24 protein-coding genes are annotated in these 23,206 nt (G+C 35.8%); 8 read left to right on the top strand and 16 right to left on the bottom strand.

Annotated elements, in window-relative coordinates:
- Positions 1 to 64: 64 nt before the first annotated feature.
- The 11 genes from CBF35_RS01570 to CBF35_RS01520 all read right to left on the bottom strand — a co-directional run bounded on the left by CBF35_RS01570 (position 65) and on the right by CBF35_RS01520 (position 7,661).
- Positions 65 to 1,774 (bottom strand): terminase large subunit, encoded by a 1,710-nt coding sequence (locus CBF35_RS01570; protein WP_126777898.1) that lies wholly within the window; start codon positions 1,772 to 1,774, stop codon positions 65 to 67.
- On the bottom strand, positions 1,764 to 2,243 hold the full coding sequence (locus tag CBF35_RS01565; protein WP_126777897.1) for a phage terminase small subunit P27 family: 480 nt from the start codon (positions 2,241 to 2,243) through the stop codon (positions 1,764 to 1,766). Before CBF35_RS01565 ends, CBF35_RS01570 begins: the two co-directional genes overlap by 11 nt.
- Before the next feature lie 846 nt (positions 2,244 to 3,089).
- Positions 3,090 to 3,293, bottom strand: a complete 204-nt coding sequence (locus tag CBF35_RS01555; protein WP_126777895.1) for a hypothetical protein — start codon at positions 3,291 to 3,293, stop codon at positions 3,090 to 3,092.
- Between the two features lie 18 nt (positions 3,294 to 3,311).
- The gene (locus CBF35_RS01550) at positions 3,312 to 3,542 is read right to left on the bottom strand and encodes a hypothetical protein (RefSeq protein ID WP_126777894.1); all 231 of its coding nucleotides are present in this window, start codon (positions 3,540 to 3,542) and stop codon (positions 3,312 to 3,314) included.
- A gap of 141 nt (positions 3,543 to 3,683) precedes the next feature.
- Complete coding sequence (locus CBF35_RS01545) at positions 3,684 to 4,046, bottom strand: hypothetical protein (protein ID WP_126777893.1); 363 nt, start codon at positions 4,044 to 4,046, stop codon at positions 3,684 to 3,686.
- A 302-nt stretch (positions 4,047 to 4,348) separates the two neighbouring features.
- Positions 4,349 to 5,755, bottom strand: a complete 1,407-nt coding sequence (locus CBF35_RS01540; RefSeq protein WP_244922546.1) for a DNA primase family protein — start codon at positions 5,753 to 5,755, stop codon at positions 4,349 to 4,351.
- A gap of 27 nt (positions 5,756 to 5,782) precedes the next feature.
- The gene (locus CBF35_RS01535) at positions 5,783 to 6,622 is read right to left on the bottom strand and encodes a bifunctional DNA primase/polymerase (protein ID WP_126777891.1); all 840 of its coding nucleotides are present in this window, start codon (positions 6,620 to 6,622) and stop codon (positions 5,783 to 5,785) included.
- Positions 6,603 to 6,878, bottom strand: a complete 276-nt coding sequence (locus tag CBF35_RS01530) for a hypothetical protein (protein ID WP_126778125.1) — start codon at positions 6,876 to 6,878, stop codon at positions 6,603 to 6,605. The genes CBF35_RS01535 and CBF35_RS01530 overlap by 20 nt, the downstream gene beginning before the upstream one ends.
- A gap of 93 nt (positions 6,879 to 6,971) precedes the next feature.
- A complete protein-coding gene (locus tag CBF35_RS14845) occupies positions 6,972 to 7,109 on the bottom strand; it encodes a hypothetical protein (protein ID WP_170174677.1) in 138 nt (45 codons plus the stop codon).
- A 53-nt stretch (positions 7,110 to 7,162) separates the two neighbouring features.
- Positions 7,163 to 7,441 (bottom strand): excisionase family DNA-binding protein, encoded by a 279-nt coding sequence (locus tag CBF35_RS01525; RefSeq protein ID WP_126778124.1) that lies wholly within the window; start codon positions 7,439 to 7,441, stop codon positions 7,163 to 7,165.
- A gap of 4 nt (positions 7,442 to 7,445) precedes the next feature.
- On the bottom strand, positions 7,446 to 7,661 hold the full coding sequence (locus CBF35_RS01520) for a helix-turn-helix domain-containing protein (RefSeq protein ID WP_126778123.1): 216 nt from the start codon (positions 7,659 to 7,661) through the stop codon (positions 7,446 to 7,448).
- 184 nt (positions 7,662 to 7,845) lie between these two features.
- Between CBF35_RS01520 and CBF35_RS01515 the strand changes: the two genes are divergently transcribed.
- The 8 genes from CBF35_RS01515 (at position 7,846) to CBF35_RS01480 (ending at position 16,243) form a co-directional block, all read left to right on the top strand.
- Positions 7,846 to 8,454 (top strand): helix-turn-helix domain-containing protein, encoded by a 609-nt coding sequence (locus tag CBF35_RS01515; RefSeq protein WP_126778122.1) that lies wholly within the window; start codon positions 7,846 to 7,848, stop codon positions 8,452 to 8,454.
- A gap of 44 nt (positions 8,455 to 8,498) precedes the next feature.
- Positions 8,499 to 9,644: a site-specific integrase gene (locus CBF35_RS01510; RefSeq protein WP_126778121.1), complete on the top strand. Its 1,146-nt coding sequence runs from the start codon at positions 8,499 to 8,501 to the stop codon at positions 9,642 to 9,644.
- Between the two features lie 408 nt (positions 9,645 to 10,052).
- Positions 10,053 to 10,643: a helix-turn-helix transcriptional regulator gene (locus tag CBF35_RS01505; RefSeq protein WP_126778120.1), complete on the top strand. Its 591-nt coding sequence runs from the start codon at positions 10,053 to 10,055 to the stop codon at positions 10,641 to 10,643.
- 98 nt (positions 10,644 to 10,741) lie between these two features.
- Positions 10,742 to 11,092, top strand: a complete 351-nt coding sequence (locus tag CBF35_RS01500; RefSeq protein WP_126778119.1) for a bacteriocin — start codon at positions 10,742 to 10,744, stop codon at positions 11,090 to 11,092.
- Positions 11,093 to 11,153: 61 nt separating this feature from the next.
- Complete coding sequence (locus CBF35_RS01495) at positions 11,154 to 13,298, top strand: hypothetical protein (RefSeq protein ID WP_126778118.1); 2,145 nt, start codon at positions 11,154 to 11,156, stop codon at positions 13,296 to 13,298.
- The gene (locus CBF35_RS01490) at positions 13,295 to 13,918 is read left to right on the top strand and encodes an ABC transporter ATP-binding protein (protein WP_126778117.1); all 624 of its coding nucleotides are present in this window, start codon (positions 13,295 to 13,297) and stop codon (positions 13,916 to 13,918) included. The genes CBF35_RS01495 and CBF35_RS01490 overlap by 4 nt, the downstream gene beginning before the upstream one ends.
- Before the next feature lie 158 nt (positions 13,919 to 14,076).
- Positions 14,077 to 14,328: a hypothetical protein gene (locus CBF35_RS01485; protein WP_126778116.1), complete on the top strand. Its 252-nt coding sequence runs from the start codon at positions 14,077 to 14,079 to the stop codon at positions 14,326 to 14,328.
- A gap of 193 nt (positions 14,329 to 14,521) precedes the next feature.
- Positions 14,522 to 16,243 (top strand): glycosyltransferase family protein, encoded by a 1,722-nt coding sequence (locus CBF35_RS01480; RefSeq protein WP_126778115.1) that lies wholly within the window; start codon positions 14,522 to 14,524, stop codon positions 16,241 to 16,243.
- Between the two features lie 378 nt (positions 16,244 to 16,621).
- Here the strand turns inward: CBF35_RS01480 and celB are convergent, their stop codons facing one another.
- The 5 genes from celB to CBF35_RS01455 all read right to left on the bottom strand — a co-directional run bounded on the left by celB (position 16,622) and on the right by CBF35_RS01455 (position 23,196).
- The gene (gene celB / locus CBF35_RS01475) at positions 16,622 to 17,914 is read right to left on the bottom strand and encodes a PTS cellobiose transporter subunit IIC (protein ID WP_126778114.1); all 1,293 of its coding nucleotides are present in this window, start codon (positions 17,912 to 17,914) and stop codon (positions 16,622 to 16,624) included.
- Between the two features lie 19 nt (positions 17,915 to 17,933).
- Positions 17,934 to 19,391 carry a gluconokinase gene (locus CBF35_RS01470; protein ID WP_126778113.1) on the bottom strand — a complete coding sequence of 486 codons (1,458 nt, stop codon included), beginning with the start codon at positions 19,389 to 19,391 and terminating at the stop codon, positions 17,934 to 17,936.
- Positions 19,392 to 19,531: 140 nt separating this feature from the next.
- Positions 19,532 to 20,200, bottom strand: a complete 669-nt coding sequence (locus CBF35_RS01465; protein WP_244922545.1) for a FadR/GntR family transcriptional regulator — start codon at positions 20,198 to 20,200, stop codon at positions 19,532 to 19,534.
- A gap of 135 nt (positions 20,201 to 20,335) precedes the next feature.
- On the bottom strand, positions 20,336 to 21,673 hold the full coding sequence (locus CBF35_RS01460) for a M20 family metallopeptidase (RefSeq protein WP_126778112.1): 1,338 nt from the start codon (positions 21,671 to 21,673) through the stop codon (positions 20,336 to 20,338).
- Between the two features lie 20 nt (positions 21,674 to 21,693).
- Positions 21,694 to 23,196 carry a YfcC family protein gene (locus CBF35_RS01455; RefSeq protein ID WP_126778111.1) on the bottom strand — a complete coding sequence of 501 codons (1,503 nt, stop codon included), beginning with the start codon at positions 23,194 to 23,196 and terminating at the stop codon, positions 21,694 to 21,696.
- Between the last annotated feature and the right edge of the window lie 10 nt (positions 23,197 to 23,206).

Below are 23,206 nucleotides of genomic sequence, written 5' to 3'. Positions count from 1 at the left end.
CAGCAATGTAATAGCACTAAGTACAATCACAAGACCGATTAAAAATAGTAGCGTGTGAATATGGTTAAAAACTAAAGTTTTCAGATGTGTAAAATTCATTATCAGCTTCCCTCCCTTCCGTTTCTTCAAAGTAGAACATTGCTTCTGTGTAGGCATTCATCAAAGCGACAATAGGGTCAATTCGATTTGAGTTTTTCGCCTTATTAATTTGAATGCCGTTATTATCTTCCTTTAAGATGGCATTATTCACGGCATGAGTCAGTAACTTATTCGCTGGGTGTAACAACTTCCCATCGTATAACTGCTCTCGAAACGTTCTTGTTGGTGTGTTCAGTGTCCTAGCCCCTTGCCTTACTTCAATTAACGGATAATTATTTTTCTCAAAACGACTAATTAAACTGTTGGCGTTCCAAGAATCGTAACAAATACCTAGTACATTCAAGTCGTTTTCTTGTATGAAATCAATCAACCAACGAAAGACTTCTTCATAGTCGATAATGCCACTTTCTAATGAAGTAATGGTACATTCTCCTAGTTTTTCACGTTGGATATAGTCAATGCCATCACGTCTTATTTTGTCTTGTAGCCCGTACTTTGTGCCTATAAACGAGTGACTATCACAATACAACTGATTATCTTCAAGTGGTACTATCCAAGACAAGCTCGTTAAATCATTGGTTTTTGATAAATCAATTCCCACATAAACGTCTTTACCTTGAATATTCTCACTTTCAATTTCAGTAGCATTCCAATCTTCGGCTGCGACGTAACTATCATCTGACGCTTGTAGCCATAAGTTAAAGTTCTTCACTAGCACCGAATTTAAGTTATTTTGCTTGATACCTAATGCCACATCATCACGTATCGCCTGAATCATCGTTTGCTTGATCGCTTCACTTTCAAAAATAGGATTAGCTTTAATGTATAACCTCTCATCATGAATTTCTTCCTTGTCGTCAAGTTCCCATATAGCAATGAAGTAACGATCAGCTTCTTCTTTTGCTTCTAAAACTTTAGTAAGAAACTCGTATTCCTCATACATTGGAACATTGATATTAAGTCCTGCTGTTGAAACAACTGCAAGTAATCCATTTTTTTGATTGCCCATACCTGATTTAATGACGTTGTAGACTTTCCTGTCCTTTGCTTCGTGCCATTCATCTAATATGGCTGTCGTAGCTCCAAAACCGTCTAGTGTACTTGTTTCAGACGCTAAAGCTATGGCAAAGCTATTACTATCTAAATCTGTAATTTGTGAGTTCAATATTTTTAATCGCTGCCGCATATATTTTGATTGCTTCGTTACTTTACGCAAACCGTTTGCCATCATGTTATAACCAATTTTGGACTGCTTTAAGGCATTAGAAACAAATAGAATTTGCCTACCTTCTGCTGGCTCTTTCTCCATAAGTAACGCATTTGAACCCATACCACTCACAAGATAAGTTTTCCCATTCTTACGGCTCATTGAGATAAACGCTCTATTATACCGTCTGTTCTCTGTTTTTTTCTCTCGCCAGCCATTGAGTTCAGCAATTAACCACTTTTGAAAGAGCAACATGTTTATTTTTTGTCCGTCAGTCCCTGGCAACATTTCCATAAAATGAATTGATTGGTTAGCAACTTCATTATTGAAATAGTAAGGAAAGTCGGCTTGTTCAGACCTTTTTAAATCATTTTTAAATCGAGTGACCGCTTGAATGATTTTTTGACCGGCTATAATATCCCCAGCTAACACCTTATCAGCGTAATCTAAGGCAAAGTTAACCGTCATTTAGTAACCTCTCGAAAGGATCACTCGGTTTTTCCGTTTTGGCTTTATTTAGGGCAAGTTTTGCTCTGGCTTCTAAAGTCATACCTAAAGAGCTGGCAGCTGATTTTAAATCTTTCATTGCTTGAGACTGTACTTTAACCGCTGGGTTAGCCTGTGTGATACCTGTTTTATCACTGGTGACAAACGTACCAAACTTTCTAATCTCACCTTCTGCCGTTTTTATCCTTGAATAAGATAAACAGTACGCAACTAACAAACTGTAATCTGTTTCAGAAATAGGGAAATCTTTTTTTAAGACTGGTATTAGTCGATTCCATTCACTAACTGCTGACTGGGGCAACCAACTAGGGGGGTGACTGATTAACGGCTGTTGTTTAAATAACTCATTTTTCGCTTCTTTTCGTTGTGATCGTTCCTCTAATGACAAATGCTGTCGTGTACCTTCTAATAATTTAACTGGTTTAGTCATAATTATTCTCCTTTCTATTTTTTATAAGCAGTTTTTCGCTGGTCTCTATCGTGTCAGAGGGCTGCATTTTCATACTTCTGCTTTATTCAGTTTTCAAGGAACTAAAAAGGATGCACTACCAAATGAAAACAATCATCTAGTAATACATCCTTAGCTTTGCTATTTAGGTGTATATCAACATATTTTTTTATCGTTTACCGTTCTAATATTGGTGACTTTCCCATTTCTGACAGTGATAATAATTTCGCCGTAATTAGGTAAGCTTATCTGTTCTTTTGTACCATCTGTAGACGGTACTACTATTTTTTCATTCATATAACTCCTACTTTCATTATACCACTTGCGATTACATTAGTAAACGGTAGTAGCTACTAACAACTTACCACCAATAACTTTGGAATAGGCTTATTTTGAAAAAGAAGGTATCATCATCGGTTCTTTAGAACCCGAACCGACGGGGGCATTCCTTAGTGGGTGTCTCTTTTTTCTTTCTCACGCCTCATTCTTTCCCTTTGTGTCTTGCGGTTATGGTGGAAGTGGCACAGTGAGCGGTAGTTTGATTCATCTAACCGCTTATCCCAATTATCTCTTAGCTCCACTGTATGATCCACTACGTCAACTTTACGGATCGTTCCTTCAATTAAACAATCTTCGCAACAAGGTTGATTTATTCTATATAGCTCAGACGCTTTCCGCCACGACTTGGAACGGTAGAAGGCAAAGTATCTACCTTCCTTCTCTTTACGTTCCCAGTATTCCTCTTGATGATAAACTCTCTTAGGTTGATGTTTGTCACAATAAGTTTTATCAAAGTCTATCAGCTTCCGACAACCTCCACCATTACATCTAATTTTGGGTTTCATTAAGTCCTTTGTGTTTTCGATAAATTTCTCTGTCTGTACCATCATCTAATAGTTCAACTGCTAACCTCAAAGCTTCACGTACCTTATGTTCGTAATTCTCATCAGACTCTCCGTAGATTGAAAGCCTTAGTAGTTCGTCAATTAAATCCATCGCTTCATCGTATTTTTGTTTCTCAATGTTTATCATTATTTTCTCTCCTTTAGTTTATAATTCTAATTCTTTTTCCATCCAGTCCACAATTACTTTAATATTATGAGCAGCTTCTTCCTCTGAAAGTTTAGCCGCTTTATTTTGCATAATAAGCATATCTGCGTACATCTTATGAGTCTCATGTTGCCTTTTCTTAACCTCCTTCATTGTTTCTTTCATTTCATTGTGAAACCCTGTAAAACTGAAACCTTTAAATTCTTTAGGAACCCATACTAGTTTTAACATTTCTTCCTCCTTAAAATTCACTTTCGATTACTGTTGATTACACTACATAATCACAAGTAGTCCAATATCGCTGTAACCCTTGTGTCAGTATGCTGGAACTCACTTTTAAAAAAATAATACTTTTGCTTGTTTTTTATACTTTTAATTGAAAGCTTTCTTACATAACGCCATAACTTCCTTATTACAAGCAAGCGCCATTGTCATTCTAAGTACCATTAAATTATAAGTGTCATCAAGCTTTCCGCTTGGCATTCCTTTTTCTAAATATTCTTGAAAAATAACATTTACTAAATGTTCCACCTCTTGTACATCATCTGGGAAATTACTATCATTCCTTAACGTGTTAAGCAATCCCATCATTAAATTTGCATAAATGCTTTTACTGCCTTCCTTTTCATTTACCACATAATCTTTAGTCGCTTCCATTGTTAAGAATAAAAGTCTTTCTGCTTGATCTATTTGTTTCTCATTTGGCATTTCATCAACTGAAATAATGTTTAACATATCATCACTCTTTCTATTATTTAATATATTTATTTAAGGATATTTATTGTAGCGGTCGGTAGTGGGGAAACGCCATGCCACCCCTACCACCTCTTACTAACACTGTTATATCAACGTTTGCAATCATCTTATTTGACACCATGACCATGCCACTCCATTTTTACCACTCGTGCCGGCATGGTGTTGAAAAAGTGGGTGGCATGGTCTTACCATTATTACCGACTTAGTAAAACGTTGCTACATCAACCTTTTCAACCTATGGCATGAGTGGTAGGGTGTTTTCTCACTTCTGCTCTCAACAACTAATCTAAATCATAGTCATTCTTTAAAAATAATTTTATATATCTTGCAACTCTAGTATTATCTTGTCGTATTGTTTTTTTAATTATTCCTAGATTTTCAAGCTGCCGATTGAATTTTGGCTGTGACAAACTCTTAATATTTTCATCAAAACAAAAATCTCGGTACTTATCAAAAATATTTCTAGTAGAGTCTCCTGTCTTAGCTTCTTCATCAATTCTGCAATAATCATCAATGAATCGTGATAAGTGATTGGCTTCCTTCAACCATTCTTCCTTAGCTTTAATCATTGGCTCTGACAAGCTCAATTGCCCTCGTTCCATTGCTTCACTGAACGCTTTTAAGCAATAGTAGGCAAACTGTGGTATCTCTTGTTCAATCGCTTTTAAATCATGTTTTTGCTTAAACTCTTTGCCTATCACAACGTTGAATGGTACAACGTATAATCTGCGGTCAAATCCCAAACTAAAATCATTAAATTGCGGGAGAGTATTGGCCGAAAATATCAATTTAGCAAAGTTCTTAAACATAAAAGGATCTTGCCCCTTATATTCTGCAAATAACATATCGTTTCCGGTCAATGCTTTTAACAATCCTGTCGAATCTATGAAATCTGCTGAAATATCAGCGAATATATTAGCTAACTTTTGATATAACATACTGGTAGCAAATCTATTATTTTTGTTACCTAGATCAGTCAATGAAGCGTTAGAAACATTTTCATCATTTAAGACCTTTGTTAAGTGATTCAAGAAAACTGATTTCCCATTCCCTCCTGCACCAATTAATATAGTAATGGACTGAAAGGGCGCATAGCTTCTATAAAAGCAGTAACCTATCATTTCAATTAAATACTTGGCGCTTGTATTATCTCCAGTTAACTCTTCAAGCCAAGATAATGTTTTAGTTGGTAGGTGTTCTTCATTTATATCCAACTCAAAATTATGACTTTGGAAAATGTAATCTTTTGGATTGTGCGGCTGCAACTGCTGCGTCTTAAAATTGTAAGTACCATTTTTAAAACTAACAAGATGTGGCTTACTGTGGTCAAACGGATTGCTTTTTGCTTCTCTATCATACGTTTTAATCATAATAAATCGTTTGACCTCGGCTAGTTTGCTTTGAGACCACTTGCCCACGCTCTCTAGCTCGTCTGTAATGACACTGTCCAAATACTCGGATAAGTTATCCATTCGCCATGTACCTGTCACCTTGTCGAATCTTGCGCCCTGTGAGAAGGAACTCACTCTGATGATTGGTATTTCTTTCATAAGGACATGAGCTAATTTTTGAGCAACTACTTTTTCTACCCCTTTTTCATCAGTAACTAACCAACTTGGCGTATCTGAAATTTTTTTTTCTAACGCTGGTTTAGCTTTTTGAATAAACTCAACAATATTTTCATTCACTTCTTTCAAGTAATCACCCCACTTTCTTTAAATGCTTTTTACTTTCTGTAAGTGCTTTTTCACAATACTTTTAAAAATAGTATTTACTTCTTTTTCATCAAGTGGTACGTCAATGAAATTATCATTTACAACTAAAACTAAGGTATAGATTGTCTCTAAGTCAGTTCCTAAGGATAAGCACTTGGCTATAAATCTCATAAGAAAATCATTTCTACCACCAGTCTTTGAACCTTCAACCATTTCAGTTAAGAATTTTGCCGTATACTTCGGTTTCCCTTGTGTCATAGGTTGATTCTGTGGCATTTCCAACTTACTAGATGGGTAATTATCCGCACTTGCTTCTAAGGAATCTAGTAAAAATTGAGGAAACTCGGCTAACTCTGGTAATTTACCGCTTATTCTTTTATATGCTTTCCCATCTATATGAGAAGGTGGTGCTACCACATATCCGTCTACTAAAATATCTATTCCTTTGAAGGCGTTAATTTGACGTTGGATCGTAACATTACTCGGATAATTAAAATAGTAATGTCTTCCTCCTGTAGGAGTATCAATAATCAAAGTATTGGGCAACTTCTCAAAGTGATTTTCTAGCACTTCTAATGTTTCAAAACCATTTTCACCATGGACATCAATATCAAGGATAACTAGACCTGTTTCTTTTCCAACCTGTAAACCTATATTGCATGATACGTTTTTTTCTTGATTCCAATGATCTAAAATCATTTCTTGGTTAGTTGTCGCTGAATGAAAACCATTCGAGAAATCACTAGTTTTACAAGGTATTTTAGTATTTGGATATAATGGTATGATTGGATAACTATTTTCCGCATAACTTAGTGCTGCTTTAAGAGTGAGTAATTCCATAAGTCTCACCTCTCACTACCTCTGCTTCGCAATCCACTAGAATGTCAGCGATACTTTGAATTTTTTCACTCATCATCTTTAATGATTCCGTGGCATTCGATAAGCCTTTCTCATTAAATAAGGAAAATAATACTAACTCATGATTTTTCTGACTTCCCTGTAAAGCTAAACAACTTAAATAGTTTTCTAGTAGTCCTATTTGACTTGTAACATCCGCAACCTCACACGCATAATCTGATACTTTTTTATTTTTCATTTCTTTTTCCCTCTTTCGTTTTTTGTCGCAACTGTGGTACAATTGAGGGGTAAAAACATTGCGAATATCTTTACCCATAACACTATTGGACTGCTATCCTTTAGTGTTTTTTTCAATTTCTTTTAATCCTTTAATTACTGCTGGAACTAAATAATTTTCTAAGTTCCAATTTACTTGAATAACCTTATCCAAATTTATTAGAATTATTTTCGCCTGTTCTTCATAAGTCATAATATATATATCCTTTCTTTTATTGATAAAGTTCTTATGCCTCCCACAAGCATTTAATTTTTGTACTGCTCTAAATATTTTTCTAAATCTGTCTTTTTGATTTTTTGAAGCTTACCTATTTTTATGACCGGTAGACCATCTTTGATAAGATTACCTAAACTACCTCGTGAGATTGAAAGATAACTTGCTGTCTCTCCTAAAGTTAGGTACTCTTTAGCGTTATAAAGATTTAAGTGCTTTTTTACCAGTGGTTCGATATTGGTTAAAACACCGTCTACTATTTGAATTGTTGCTTGTTTCGATAATTCTAGATTGTCGATTTTTAATTCCATAGGCTCACTCCCTTTCTTTAAGAATAAATAGTGTTTCAAAATCTTTTTCTAAATAGTCAGATATCTTTTTAGCTTTAGATGACGATACCGAAGTTCGTCCATTTATAAAATTTGAAAAAGCAGATGGTGTTAAACCTACTTTCAAAGAAACTTCCTTTTGATTTACTCCTTTCTTAATCATTGAAATTTGAATTTCTTTCTTATTTGGTGCTATTTTCATTTTCCCACCCCCTTTTTTCTTTCCATTTCAGAACTCACCATCCCGCAAGTTCTAATTCAAGAACAATTTCATAATAGCATTTTAAAAACAAAACTGCAACAGTTAAATCAAAACTTTTATTTAGTATTGTTCTGAAATGGGAATAGTGGTACGATATAACTATAAAAATAAAGGAGTAATGACTATGGCTAAATACCCTAAAATGATTGAACTTGGGAAATACATAAAAGAATTAAGAGGAAAAGAAGTTAGTAATGAAGAACTAGCAAGCTATCTTGGAGTATCAAAAAGCTTCATTTCTGATTTAGAAAATGCTAACAAGATGAATCCACGTATTGAAATACTTGAAAAAATAGCTAGATTTTTTACCATTGGCGATCCAGGAGCGTTTCAATACATATATATAAATCTCTTAGAACGTGCTGGTTACACTAAAGAAAGAAATGAACTTGCTCATGCTCTTACTGAAGAGCAACATGAAACTTCAAAAGTTATTCCTCTTCATGAATTTATAAATGGCATAGACGAAAGTTGGACAGCGCCTTTAAAAGATGGTGAATTTATAACTACATATATGAATAGTGAACATTCACAAATAAGAGGGAATTTTTATGGATACGATAACTTCAACGATCTAGAACGAATATTAAAATACGACTATCAACGTCAAACTAAGACAAAAGGCGGTTTTGATAGTTATGGAAACACCTCTCTTTACTATAAAGGGAAAAAACTGACTTCCCAAGATAGGGAAAAAATTTCAAAAATATTAGACGTGCTCTTTGATGAATAATTAATCTCCCTATTGCCTCCCACAAGCGACTAGGAGAGAAATATATGTCAGCTATTCAAAAATACACAAACAAAAAAGGGACTTTCTATAAGTTCCAGTTGTACGTTGGTACCGACCCCATCACTGGCAGACGTATCAAAACGACACGATCAGGCTTTAAAACAAAAAAAGAAGCCACCCTATCAAAATCTAGATTACAGCTAGAAATTGAAAAGAACGGCTTTAAAACGCAAGTACTAGACACTTACCAAGATGTTTATACTATATGGATCAAGAACTATGAAAACACTGTAAAAGAAAGTAGCTTTGTAAAAACTGAACGACTGTTTAGAAATCATATTTTGCCTTATTTTTCTAAAATGAGAATTGAAAAGATTGATATTCTAACCTGTCAAAAATTTATCAACCAACTTTTTAAGAAGCTGAAACGATTTAAAATGACATTTAATTATACCTCATTGGTTTTCGATTATGCTCTTACATTAGGTTTGATTGATAAAAACCCCTGTAATGGTGTAACTGTGCCAGTAAAGATTGAAAAACACTCTAAAATTGAGCCATCTAATTTCTATAATAAGCAAGAAGTTATTCACTTTCTTGAATGTATGAAGTCAGACAAACATTTCAAGGCTTATACATTGTTTCGAGTTTTGACCTACACTGGAATGAGGAAAGGAGAACTCTTAGCTCTGACATGGAAAGACATCAACTTTAAAGACTGCTCCTTATCCATTAATAAAACACTATCTAGGGGCAAAGATTCTAGGTTAGTTGTTCAGACACCAAAAACTAAAAATTCTTTACGTTCCATCTCCTTAGATGATGAAACAATTATTATTCTCCAGCAATGGCGAAAAATACAAAAGAAAGAATATATGATCCTTGGTTATAATACATTAAACAGCGATCAGTTAGTTTTCAGCAATGAGCAAAATAGTTTCCTGCAGCCAACCAAAACAAGAAAATGGTTAGTTGCTTGTCAAAACAAACATGACCTTAAAAAAATAACAACTCATGGTTTCAGACATACACATTGTAGTCTACTTTTTGAAGCTGGTGTTCCGCTAGAACGAGTTCAAGAAAGATTAGGACATAGTGACATACAAACAACCATGAATATTTACACTCATGTATCAGAAAAATCTAAAGAAAAAACAGCTTTAGACTTCGCCAATTACATGAATTATTAAGTCAATGGCATTTAATATGGCATTTAGCTACTTAAAAAATAGCAATAAAACCTGTGTAACCACTGGTATATCAACTATATATTGCTTAATGGGCTTAACTCCCGCCGCTTCCATTGTGAAGTAAAGAGAATAACAGCAACTAGAAACTGTGTAAACAGTTCCTAGTTGCTGTTTTTTTATTTTTGACTAAGCTTGTTTGATAGACTATATTTTTTCTTATTTATGGAAAAATATATTTACTTTTACTTATAACATTTGTTATGATTTCAATGAAATCATTTAACCGTCGTTTTAAACTTTTTTTAATTAGACTAACGATTCACTTACTGTGACTTCAACCAACTTGATTGCTTATTAGCTATGAGTTAGCTAACTACTAAACATGTGACCATCATTAAGGAGGATTTTATGGCAAACAGTCTTGGACAAAACATCAAAGCTTTGCGAAAGGAGCAACAACTTTCTCAAGTCGCCCTTGGGAAAATGTTGAATATTTCTCCCCAAGCGATTTCTAAGTGGGAAAACGACCGAAGTATTCCTGATATTTTAACGATTAAAGCCTTAGCTTTAATTTTTGAGACTTCCCTCGAAACACTGATTGGCTCAGATCTTCTTGAAACGCCTTCAAGTTCAGTTGTTACTGAACATCCTGTAAAATTAGAAAGATTTTTAGCGCCAGAGCCTTCTTTGGAACAGTCACAAAAAAAAATCACTGAAGTCCTCCTTTTAAAAAAATGGCTGAACCTTGTTGGGTTTGGTTTAAATCTTCTTTTGTATTTATATACTACCGAGTTTTTTAACTTTCACCACTCAACTAAACAATACCTTATTATCACTTGTCTTTATTTAGGCTTAGTTGCTAGTTATTACTTAGGTTTTTACTGGCTCTCTCAGAAATACTTAACTTATTATTTTTGGAGTATGCTTTTTTTGAATTGTTTATTTAGCCTCAGCTTATTAGCCTCTTATCTACTACAACTAAAGACAACTACTAGTTGAACACCCTCATTTACGCTTAATTCTACTGACAGTTGATAGTCTACCTGGCCTTTTTCTTTTATGCTTAAGTTAGCTTAAAAAGAAAGGAGCAGACATTTATGAATAAATTTGTAAAGACTAGCATGATTATTGCAACGTTACTTTTAACTACTGCTAGCACCGCTTTAGCAACAGCTAGTCTGAATGACAGACATTCTGGCTCAGAAGTCGTCTCAGAAACTACCCGTTACGAAGATGGACCGATGGCTGGTGGTTGGTGGACACGGGGGAAAAGTGGCAGTAATCTCATCTCTGAATACAAACACTATACGAAAGAAGGTCGCGGGTCATGTCGAAATGGCAATGCCACCTTTTCAGATGGTGGTTGGAAACCAGCTGAAACTTGGAGCAAATCTAAAGTCGGTTATACTCTGTTAGGCGGTAATAAAGTTTACTACGATTACAAATAACTTATTAAAGGGTGTGGCTAATGCCACAGCTTTTTTTATCATAGAATAGGAGGCACTAACTTTGAAAAGAATCATCCAGCTGCTAGTCAGTTGTGAAATCATTTTAATCTTTGTTTTAGGGGCAAACATTAGTAATATTTATCTGCAAAATAAGCTCTTATACGATAAAACAGCTGCTATCACGATTTTTTCACCTAATATCAATGAAGAACTTGCTGATTTACCGCCCCTTAAAAAGACGGCGATTTTTAAGGAAGTTGCTCAAGCAACCCATATTAACTTAACTAAAATAGTTTGGCATTCTCAAACAGAACTGTCACTGTATACGACTATGCCGGAAAAATTTACTCAAGGTAGTCAGCTACCTACTCAAGAGCCAACAGAAATTTTCCTGTCAAATCAGCCAAGTTCTTCCACTAATCAAATTGGTCAATTGGACTGGCTCGATAATCGCCAAAATCTGCGTTTATACTCTTTAACAGGCTTAAACCATGTCGGTCTTGATGGGCTTTACTTTATAGAAAATGACACCTTAGAAAATTATCCTGACTTCAAAAAAAACATCCAAGAAAAATTAGGACTAGATATTGTTGAAGAAGATAATTACCAAGGGGAACTCCAATTTCTTAAGGCACTATTCCAAGAACCATTACTTTTAGCAACGACTAGTCTCTTAGTTTTAATGACTGTTTTTATCTTATTGTTTGTCTTTATCTCACAATCAAAAAAACTCGCCTTAGCTAGATTGCTAGGTTATTCCCCTCTGCAACAACTTAAAATGATGACTGAACTCTTTAAGTTACCTTGTTTGTGGGGCAGTGCTTTAGGACTCTTGCTGACACTTTACTTCCAAGGCTTGATTGTTAAAAGTTTCTTATCTTTCCCAACTGCCCTCGCCTTTAGCTCTTTCGGTCTTTTATTACTCTTGATTTTTATCTCGTTGATCAGTTTACTTTGGTTAACAGTGATTGTCTTGTCAAAAAATCTTTATCTGTATATCAAAGAGAGCAAACCTTTATTGCCGTTAATGGTAATAACGAAACTATTTATTTTAGTCTTTTTGGCAGTTTTACCAGTTCTAAGCAATCAAGTACAGGAAAAAATTCAACAAGGCCTAACTGTTCAAAAGGCTGATAAGGAATGGCTAAACGCCCAGAATGTCTACCAAACGTCTTTGCAATATATCGGTCACGAAGCCAGTGTCACGCGACCTTATGAGAAAAGAATGCACACCTTTTATTTAAATAATAGCGATACCTTTGCTTTAATTGATACAAGTAATTATGATACCTTAGCTAGTGGCCAACCTTTGTACGCCGCAAATACTCACTCCCAAGCCGAGCAATTAGTCAGTCCCAATGGTCAAAGCATTCAGATTAACTTAACTTATTTAAAATGGCAACCTATTGTTAAAAGTGACGGTACCTTAGTCGCTGCTAATGACCTTCACTATCAAGCTGATAGCATCAACCTCCTAGTTCCAACAACTTTAAAAGCTGATGCGGAAAAGATTACTCAAAATTATCAAAGCTTTTTCACCTTTAAGACTTATAGACTTGCAACCAATATTTACGAGGAAAAGATTGAAAAACTCACGCCGAAAGTTAACTTGATTTGGGTGAAACCGAAACAAACTTATTTTACTTATAAGGAGGACATTTTGACAAGTCAAAGAAATCTCGTAACGGATCCAATCGCAGTTGTTGATATTGGTAACTTTGACTCTCAAATTTATTATAGTGCCTTTACACAACACATTTTTTTCAAAGCTGAGCCAACTCTCAGTGGCTATGAACAAGTCGCTCCCCTTATCGAAGAAGGTGCTGTCCAAGATCAAATTCAATTAGTCACCTCGATCTATGATTTTCGTAGCCGTTCGATCCACGAGAACCAAAAGGAAGTGGCTTACTATCTGATTTTATTCGTCATTAGTCTCAGTACTTTACTCATCTGTTTAAGCTTATTTACTTTCTCACTTTTCGAAAAAAATCAAAAAGGGATTTTATTAAAACATTATTATGGTTACTCCCCTTTTCAATTATTACGTCAATACTTTATCAGCTGGATTGCTTTAGATCTACTAGTTGGAATATTGACGAGTTTAGTTTTCAATCAGCAGCATTTATTCCTTCTGACTAGTCTAGTGTTACTGGCTGAGATTTTCCCTTTCATCCAAATAAAAAAAAGCATAGGAGAGACACGATGATTATTCTAAAAAAACTAAGTAAACACTATGGTAAAAATGTGATTATCAAGGAACTCGATTTAGAAATTCCAACAACGGGCTTAACTTGTATTACTGGTCAAAGTGGGGCTGGTAAAACCACACTACTAAATCTGATCAGTCTTATTGAAAAACCCTCTACTGGAACAATTAGTTTTAGTGGCAACCATTATGACTCACCGGCTGAACTACGGAAAATTCGCCGTCGGTTTGGTTACATGTTCCAGAACTACGGCTTAGTTGATGGGGATAGTGTTCGTCAAAACCTTGACTTAGGTACTTACTTTGCCCACATACCTAAAAAAGAAAAAAACACTTTTTATCGCCGTGCCTTAGAAAAAGTTGGTTTAAATGCTAATTTTTTATCAAAGAAAGTTCAAACCTTAAGTGGTGGTGAACAACAACGAGTCGCTTTGGCAAGAATTATTTTAGCCCAGCCCGACTATGTTTTCGCCGATGAACCGACAGGCAATTTAGATGAGGAAAATAGAAATTTAGTATTTGATATTCTCAAAAAAGTTGCTACTGATGGGATACCTGTCATCTATGTGTCCCATGATCCATTTTTAATTGCCCAAGCAGACTTTACGATTCACTTATAAATCTAATGACAATTAACGACTAGTTACTTCCGTAAAATCAAAGTATAGCCGCTCCTTTGTTTTATTTTAGTTATAAAAAAGACTTTAAAGACAGATAATGCTATAATTCAGTAACAAGCTAGTGTTATTTTAGTCTTACTACTGAAAGGAGCCTTACTATGAAAAAAACTAATTTTTTAGTCATCTTCTGGTTACTTATTTCGTTAATTTCATTTATTACTTTTCTGATCTACTTTGCTCAAATTTGGGACAGCTTATCATACACTTTGATTCCATCAACTGATAGCTATTACACTAAAGATGACATTCTCCGATCATTAATTAAATCGATCCCAATGTGTCTCTTAACTGCCGCTTCATTTTTCTTGTGTTTGAAACAAGGGTTGAAACTTTATAATAGCCCTCACTAAACTAGGTCTCTTGCTACACTCTAGATTCTTTCTTGAGTGTAGCTTTTATTTTATTTCCCCTATTTTTTTGTTTACCTCACTAGCTGTTTAAATATCACTAGCTAGTTTTTAAAAACATGGTAAAATAAATTAAATGAACCAACTATTATTTTAAAATCCGCACTGTTGGAAGAAACTAAAGGAGTACCGCCAAATGCTTAGACAATCATTACCAATCTTAAAAAAAAGATTTTTAAAAATACAAAGCCACCCTTACTTTAACCACTTTTTATTAATTAGTGCTTTATTATTAATTGCAATTATTTCCATCTTTCCTTTCTTTACGAGCCAACAAATTAATAGCCAAGACGATCTCAATTTTCATAAAATGCGTCTGGAAAGTTATTATTTAAGCGTCCAACAAGGAGACTTATTTCCACGGATATTCCCTCAAGCGGCAAATACTTTCGGCTATGGAGTCGATATTTTTTATCCGTCGATTCTGTTATTACCATTCGCCTTGTTTCGCATAATTGGTTTGTCATTTGTGCCAGCTTATTTTTTATACTTAGGGTTAATCAGTTTAGTAACTGCCAGTCTCGCTTATTATTCAATTAAAGGGATAACAAAGAACAGCAAAATAGCTTACTTGTTTGCCCTATTCTACACTTTAGGAACTTATCGCTTAATCGACCAATCCGTTCGGGGGGCTCTTGGGGAACACTTAGCTTTTACTTTTTTACCTTTAGTTCTTTTAGGGGTCTACAATATTACGGCTACTAAGGAAAAAAACTGGTTGCCCCTAGCTTTTGGTATGTCTTTCTTAATTATGAGTCACTTGATTACAGCTTTCTACACGGCATTGATTTTGTTCATATTCTTTTTTGGTCAATTGCTTTTCCGTCCTGCCTTTCTCAATTGGTTAGTGCCCTTACTTAAAGCCAGTCTCGCCAGCTTACTAATGTCTCTGTGGATTTTAGTCCCGATGTTCGAGCAATCACGACAAATCGAATTTAAGTTCACTAATGCCAACTTAGGCACGGAAGCAATCAACCTTGGTTTTGGTGACTTGATTATAAAAAGCTTAACGAATGTTTCGGGCTCTTGGGGTAAATTATCACCTAATGTTGGGATTTTAATTATTTTAGCCTTACTAATGTCTTTAGTTTATTGGCGCAAAATTAGCCCTCAAGCAAAGGGTTTGTTTTATGTCACTTTAAGCTTTATTCTCTTAGCAACTAGTTTATTTCCTTGGTTTTTCTTAAAAGATACGCTCTTAGCTCGGATTCAATTTCCTTGGCGCTTGTTAATCTTTGCAACTTTAAGCGGTGCTCTTTTACTAAGTGCCTTATTAAAAAACTTTTTCCAATTAAGTAAAGTTCAACTTGTTTATATCACTTTGATTGTTTTTAGCTTGACGATTAGTTTCAATAGCTTCGTTTCCCAAATTGCTCAGCAAAATAATTTTACCCCTTTGACTGATGAAAACTATTTGAGTCAAAAACATGCAGAAATCGGTCATGGGAAAGAATATTTAAGTACTACGGTCAATTATGATGAGTTAATGGAAAATGGTGAAAACTTTATTTTTATCGATGAGCAAAAGTTCTTCGATCTTGAACAGAAGGTCATTAAAAAAACTGGCTTATTAACTACCTTGGATTTAAGTTCTTATTTAGTTACTAACCAACAGAAGGAAGTTTCAGCCCCATTGTTTTATTACGTAGGCTATCAAGCTGTTGATCAGGAACAGCAGCCCATTGAACTTTACGAAAAAAACGGCCTGGTGACTTTTAAAGTTGATAGCAAACAGAGTTCGATTTCAATTACTTATCAAAAAACCTTTTGGCAGAAAAGTTCTTTAATCCTCTCTAGTCTCGTTTATCTCATCCTAGTTTTCTTGACTCTGTATCATAAAAGAGCGAGTCGTCATTAACTGCTAACTTTCCAAAAGTTAGCAGTTTTTTTGAGAAATAAGTCACAAGCTTTATATTTTACGTACCTTAAAAAAGATAATATACTATAATAATAGTTTGATATTTTGTTATTTATTAACAAGCATTTAGTACTCAACCTACTATCTTGTCAAACTATTTTACAAACATATCACTTCTAATAACCGTCAATTTGTTTTTTCAAAAAAAATACGCCATACAATAAAAGTTATCATATCAAACTTAGTCGGCGGTTATTAGAAGCTTGACAGCTAGGAATAAACTATCTTCTAACATGTAATACAGTTTATTCCTAACTGTCAAAATTATACTTTCTCAAACAAATAAAAAATGACTGGCCTAGTTGCCAGTCATTTTTTTTAATCTAATTGTCCTAAGCCGTGAGTTTCAATTTCATATGCTTTCGTGTCTTCCACTTTGAAGAATGGGTAGTAAATTACAAAGCTCAGACCAATTTGGATGGTCTGTAAGATGACACCTTTCCAGCCACTTAAAATGAAGCCGGAAAGCAAAATTGGCATCGTCCAAGGAAGCTGAATGCCATTAGTGATTGGGACAATTCCGGTGGCCATCGCCGTGTAACTTAAGACGACCATCACTAAAGGTGCTATCATAAAAGGAATGAGCATAATTGGGTTTAAAACAATCGGAATTCCAAAGATCAATGGTTCATTAATATTGAACAGGGCCGGACCAAAGGACAACTTACCTAAAGTTTTAAACTGGGTTGATTTAGCGAAAAATAAACAGGCAATCGCTAAACCAATCGTCGCACTTGAGCCACCAATTTTAACAAAGTTCATATAGAATTGATAGTTAACAATATTTGGTAAATTAAGACCTGCTTCAAAGGCCGCCGCATTCTCCACTGATAGTGCGGTCCAGATTGGCGTTGTCACTGCCCCAGTTACATTTGAACCATGAATCCCAAATGCCCAAAGGAGTGCTTCAAACAAGACGACAACGATAGTGGCAGGTAAAGAACTGCCTAATTTCAATAATGGGGTTTGTAAAAATTGTAGAATGAAATTATGAGCCGTTTCAAAAGCTGTCATCGCAAATAAAATTCTGATTAAGTTAAAGACAATGGCAATAATAAAGCCTGGTATTAAAGCTGAAAATGATTGGGAGACATTAGAAGGCACCGAATCAGGCATTTTTATCACCCACCCACGAGCGACAACTAAACGAAATAATTCAACTGCTAAAATCGCAGTAATCATTCCAACGAAAAGGCCGGCTGCCCCGAAGTTACCGATTGGTAAAGCTTTAGCTTCATCAACTGTCATGACGATTGGCGTTAAAATGAAAAATGCTAATAACGACATCACTTGAGCTGAAACTTGATCCACTTTATAAGAACTAGCTAAAGTTTTAGACATTCCTAAAATTACAAAAATAGTCATCAAGTTCATTGTCATATCATTTACTTTACTAAAATATTGTTTCCATTCCGCACCTAAGAGACTTTCCATAAAATTCAGGTAGCCATCAAAAGGCAATTGTGTCACTAATAAGAACATTGAACCGATGATTAGTAAGGGCATTGCCGCAAAGAAACCATTTTTAACAGCTTTTAAATAACGATTGGCATCTAGTTTGTGAGCAATTGGTCCTAACTTGTCTTGAAGCTTATCCATAAATTCATTCATTTTTTCTCCCCCTAATGTCTTAGTAATTATTTAATAACTTATTTAATCCTTGATACTTTTGATAAATTTCTTGATATTCAACTTGCTGCCTCTGGTTAACTGGTATTAAATGTTGGCTTTTATGATGATGTAATGAAACTTCAAAATTAACGGCTTCAGCTCCTAGAATCGCTGCCCCTAAACATGAGCTCTCGATATTTTCTGGAATCCGTGTCGGTAAATTTAAAATCGTTCGCCCCAGTTTCTTAGGCAGCTCCCCTTGAAACAAACCGCCATTTAAAATTAATTCTTGGGGTTGATGGAGCTGTTCCTTAATCACTGCTAAAAGTTCCGCTAAGTTAAAGAAAATTCCTTCTAATGCTGCTCTTAAGATATCCTGTTCTTGGTGGATACTTCTCAGACCGATTAAACTACCTGTCGCTTTTTCTGACCATAAGGGGGCCCGTTCACCATTTAAATAAGGTAAAAAGATTAAACCGGCAGCCCCATTGCCAGCTGCTTCAGCTTTTTTCAAAGCCCCTTGATAATCCCCCTCTTGTTTTGTTAACTCTAAGGCCCATTGAAAAATGTTACCACCGTTATTACTGGCACCGCCAACTACCCACTGGAAGTCACTTAAGGGATAACAGAACGTTCGACCTAAAGGATCAAGTATCGGCCGATCAGTCGTTAATCGAATGGCTGAGCTTGTTCCAACAGTGACGACTGCTTGAGTATTTTCTTTAGCACCACTGCCTAAATTCGCTAAACAACCATCACTTGCCCCAATAATAAAAGGCGTCTTAGTCGGTAGAGCTAACTCTTCCTTGATACCTTGAACTAACTGACGATAAGCTGTTTTTGGTGCCACAACTTGAGGCAGTTGACTAGTTGAAATACCTAGAAGTGCTAAAATTTCTTCGTCCCAAGCCATCTCATTAATATTAAACAAGCCTGTTCCGCCAGCCAAAGAGTAGTCACAAACAAATTCATCAAATAATTGCAACATAATGTATTCTTTAATACCTAGAAAATAATGACCCTGACTTAACAAACTTGGTTCAACTTCTTTTAACCACAACAATTTACTTAAAGGACTCATAGCATGAGTAGGCGTGCCTGTTCTTAAATAAAATTCAAGCCCTTTACCACTGTTTTTTAACCAATCGCTCCACATCATGCTTCGATTGTCCAACCAAGTAATTGAGCGGGTAATCGGTTTTTTCATCTCATCTAAAACGATTAAACTATGCATGGCACTAGAAAAACCAATCGATTTAATCTCGTAGTTTTCTACTTTTGCCACTTGACTTAACTTCTTAATTATCTGTAGGACCGTTTCAAAAATTTCATCAGGATCTTGCTCCGCCATCCCGTCTTCATCTTGATATAAAGGATATGAGACGTTTTCTGTCAATAATGGCCTTAGATCTGAGGAGTAAATAATCCCTTTCGTGCTTGTAGTACCGATATCAATTCCTAAAACCACTTCTTTCATCCGTTTCTCCTTTCTACTTCTCTTAGACGTAGGACGTCCTATGTCTAAAAGTTTAGCATGTCTACTTCCATTTGTCAAAGCGTTTTCATAAAAAAACAAAAAGGGGCCGTGACACTAGTCACCGGCACCCTTTTTTGGCGTTATTTTACTTTAATTAATTCCGCATTAATTCTTAAATGTTCTTTCATAGCTTCTTCGGCCTGTTCTTCTGAACCTGACTTAATCGCTGCTAAAATTTCTCGATGGGTTGTAATTGTTTCTTGTTTTAAGACATTGTTAGTTTCTTCAATAAAGGCCGAGATTGAGGAATGAATAATTGGAATTAAATTAGGAATTACTTGATTTTGTGTCCCTTTGGCAATCGCTGTATGAAAAAGCATATCTTCTTCTGTATGGTTTTTGCCTAAGGCTATCGCTTCTTCAACTGCCAGACAGCTTGCTAACATTTCTTCGATGTTTTCTGACGTTCTATTTCGGGCTGCTAATTTAGCAATGGCCGGCTCAATAATTTGGCGAACTTCAAGTAAATCAGCACTTAAGAACGCTTGATTACTTAAAAATGACAAGCCTAAAGGATCATCAATCAGTCCTGGTCTTTCACTAACAAAAGTACCTTTTCCCCGGCGAATTTCGACAATATTTTTGGACGCTAACAACTTAATTGCTTCTCGGATAGTATTGCGACCAACCTTAAGTTCCTCTGCTAACTCAAACTCATTTGCTAATCGTTCCCCTACGAGATATTTTTGACTAATTATCATTTCTTGAATATCATCTGCCACTCGTTCAGACAATGGTTGTTTATCCAACAGTGATCTCCTCCTATTAACAGCCAGACTTATCTTTTGATTATACTACAGAACGAATCAGTTATAAATTAACAACAAAAAATAGTGAGAGAAGTATTCTAAAGAACAGTTCTCCCACTATTTAAAAAAGTTTTTTTACTCTTTACTAAATAAACGATAAATGGCTTCAGCATAAATTTCCATTGTTTTAGTCATTTCCGCTAGCTGCCACACTTCATTTGGTTGATGCATCGTGTCTTTAGTCTCATTAAACATCGCGCCAAAAGCCACACAGTTGTCCATTGTCCGAGCAAATGTTGCCCCACCAGAGATTTGTGGTTCTGTCAGATCCCCAGTTAGATCGCGATAAGCTCCAAGCAAAGTCGTTACTAACTCAGAATCGACTGGCACATACAAGGAAGCTAAGTAGTCATGCTCATGGTACTCAAAACCATACGCTTTAGCTAGGTTAGTCAGTTGACTAACAACCTCCTCTTTGTCTACTGTAACGGGAATTCTAATATCAATTCCGATTTCTGTTTTTTCGTGATCAATTTTTACTGTTGCGGCGTTAAAGGTGAGCTTGCCAGATGCTTCATCTGCAAACTCGCCAATGGCACTCACACCATTAGCATCCCCTTTAATTTTTTCGCCTAATAACTTCAGCCCTTGCTGATCATAAACATGAGTTAACGCTTCTGCCAGACGAGTATTCGCATTAATGCCGGCTGGGGCATCTTTCGAGTGAATCGACTTACCTTTAACATGAATGTCACCATTGATTTCTTGATAGTCATAGCCTAGTTTCGCTAATTCGGTTTTAACTGCCTCGACTTCCTTGCCACGATAAATCGCTGTGTCAGAGACGACATTCAAAGCTGAACCACCCTCAACTTCAAAATCAGAACTACCTTCACCAGTTAACATCACTTGTAGTAACCCTTTTTCGGCATAAATAACTGGGAAATTAGCATCTGGGGCAATCCCCATGTCAATCCCTCGTTCTTTTTTATGATATTGCTCCATACAACGCCATAAATTTTCTTCGTCAGTTCCAAAAATGAAACGAATGGTTTTATCAAAAGTCACATCGGCTTCAACTAAGGCTTTCACTGCGTAAAGGGCGGCAATCGTTGGCCCTTTATCATCTTGAACCCCACGACCGTAAATTGCTCCCTCTTTGATTGTCCCCTCAAAAGCAGGTGTTTCCCATAAGCTTAAATCCCCTGCTGGCACCACATCCATATGACAGAGAACGCCGAATATTTCTGGGCCAGAACCAATTTCTGCATAGCCGTAATAACCTTCAGGGTCGATAAACGTCGTAAAGCCTTCTTCTTTAAAAATCCCTAAACATTCTGTTAAACTATCTAAAACATCTTGGCCAAATGGCGCTCCTTCAATACCATCTTGTAAATAAGATGGGACTTTAACTAAACGTTGTAAACTAGTAATTGCTGCTGCTTGGTGTTTTTCGGTAATAAATGTTTTCATCTAATCATCCTTCTACACTGTTATAGTATTGCTAAAATTCCTAAATAGACACATGTTACGACGAAAATAATAATCATTAATTTAGTAATAAACTTAAACCAAACTCTTAAATCTGTATGAGCAATCGTTACTGCACCCATCACAATCGCTGAAGTTGGCGTAATTAAGTTAGCCCAACCAGAGGCTGCTTGATAGGCAGTAATAATGACATCTTTCGAAACACCGGCAAAATCCCCCATCGGTCCAATGATTCCCATTGTCGCCGCGGCTAAGCCGGAAGTCGATGGAATTAAGAATGACATTGGAATGTAGAAGATATAAGCTAAGATGGCAAATAAACTAGAGGAAACATTTTGCAAGCCTTGTTCACCTAGATTTAATATTGTTGCTGTCATCGCCCCATCATTCATCACGACTTGGATACCTTTGGCAACAGCTACAACAATTGCCACACCAACAAAATCCCCAGCTCCTTCTAAGAAAGTGCCAATAAAATCTTTTTCAGACATGCCATAAAAGAAGGCAATGACAATCGACATTGCTAACATTAGCATCGTGATTTCTGAGAAGTACCATGTACCAAAAGGTGCCATATCTTGACCAAGCACCGTGCCAATCACTGGGAGATTAGTCAACCAGCTTGTCATTGTTTCAAAAATTGTCCAGTTTGGATTAATCGTTGACCATGGAACTAAACCGACAATTAAAATCCCAAAAGTAATCATAAATAAAACTAAGACTTGTTTTTGCTTTTTAGTAATATCTTTAATGTCATCAATATTCATTTTAAAGCGTTCTAAATCTTCTTCTCTTTGGTCGTACAATAATGAATTCTTCGGATCAGCTTCAACTTTTTTAGCATAACTATACACATACCAAATGCTAATCGTCGTTAAAATCACGAGTAAGATAATCCGTGAGAGTAAGCCTTCACCAGGGCTAATCCCTAAAGCCCCTGATGCTACTCCTGTTGAAAATGGGTTAACAGTTGATGCCAAACACCCAATTTGAGAGCCAACTAAAGGAATCGCAATGGCAACTACTGAGTCAAAGCCAACAGCTAACATGACCGGTATCAATAATGGGAAAAATGCTAAGGTTTCTTCAGCCAGCCCAAAGGTTGTACCGCCAATTGCGAAAATAATCATTAAGATCGGAATTAAGGACTTTTCCTTCCCTTTTCGACTTTTAATAACTGAAGCCACCCCTGCATCAAAGGCACCTGTTTTATTAACAATCCCTAATAAGCCACCAATAAATAAAATAAACAGTGAGATTTCAATTGCGCCACCAGTTGTTTCACTTCCAACCATCCCTTTAATTGGCGCCATCATCACATCCCAAAGGCCTTGGGGTTGTCTAGCAATTTGTTCATAAGTGCCAGCAATATAGTTACCAGTCTCTTCATCTACTTGGTATTGACCAGCTGGCACAATCCACGTTAAAACTGCCATGATCACAATAATAATAAATAATACCGTATACGCCGTGGGCATTTCAAACTTTTTCTTTTGTTTAAACATCTCTTCACTC

The sequence above is a fragment of the Vagococcus salmoninarum genome, assembly GCF_003987495.1.
GTDB classification, from domain to species: domain Bacteria; phylum Bacillota; class Bacilli; order Lactobacillales; family Vagococcaceae; genus Vagococcus_D; species Vagococcus_D salmoninarum.
Note: the sequence above shows the minus strand (reverse complement) of the source record. Positions and strands in the feature narration are given on the sequence as shown.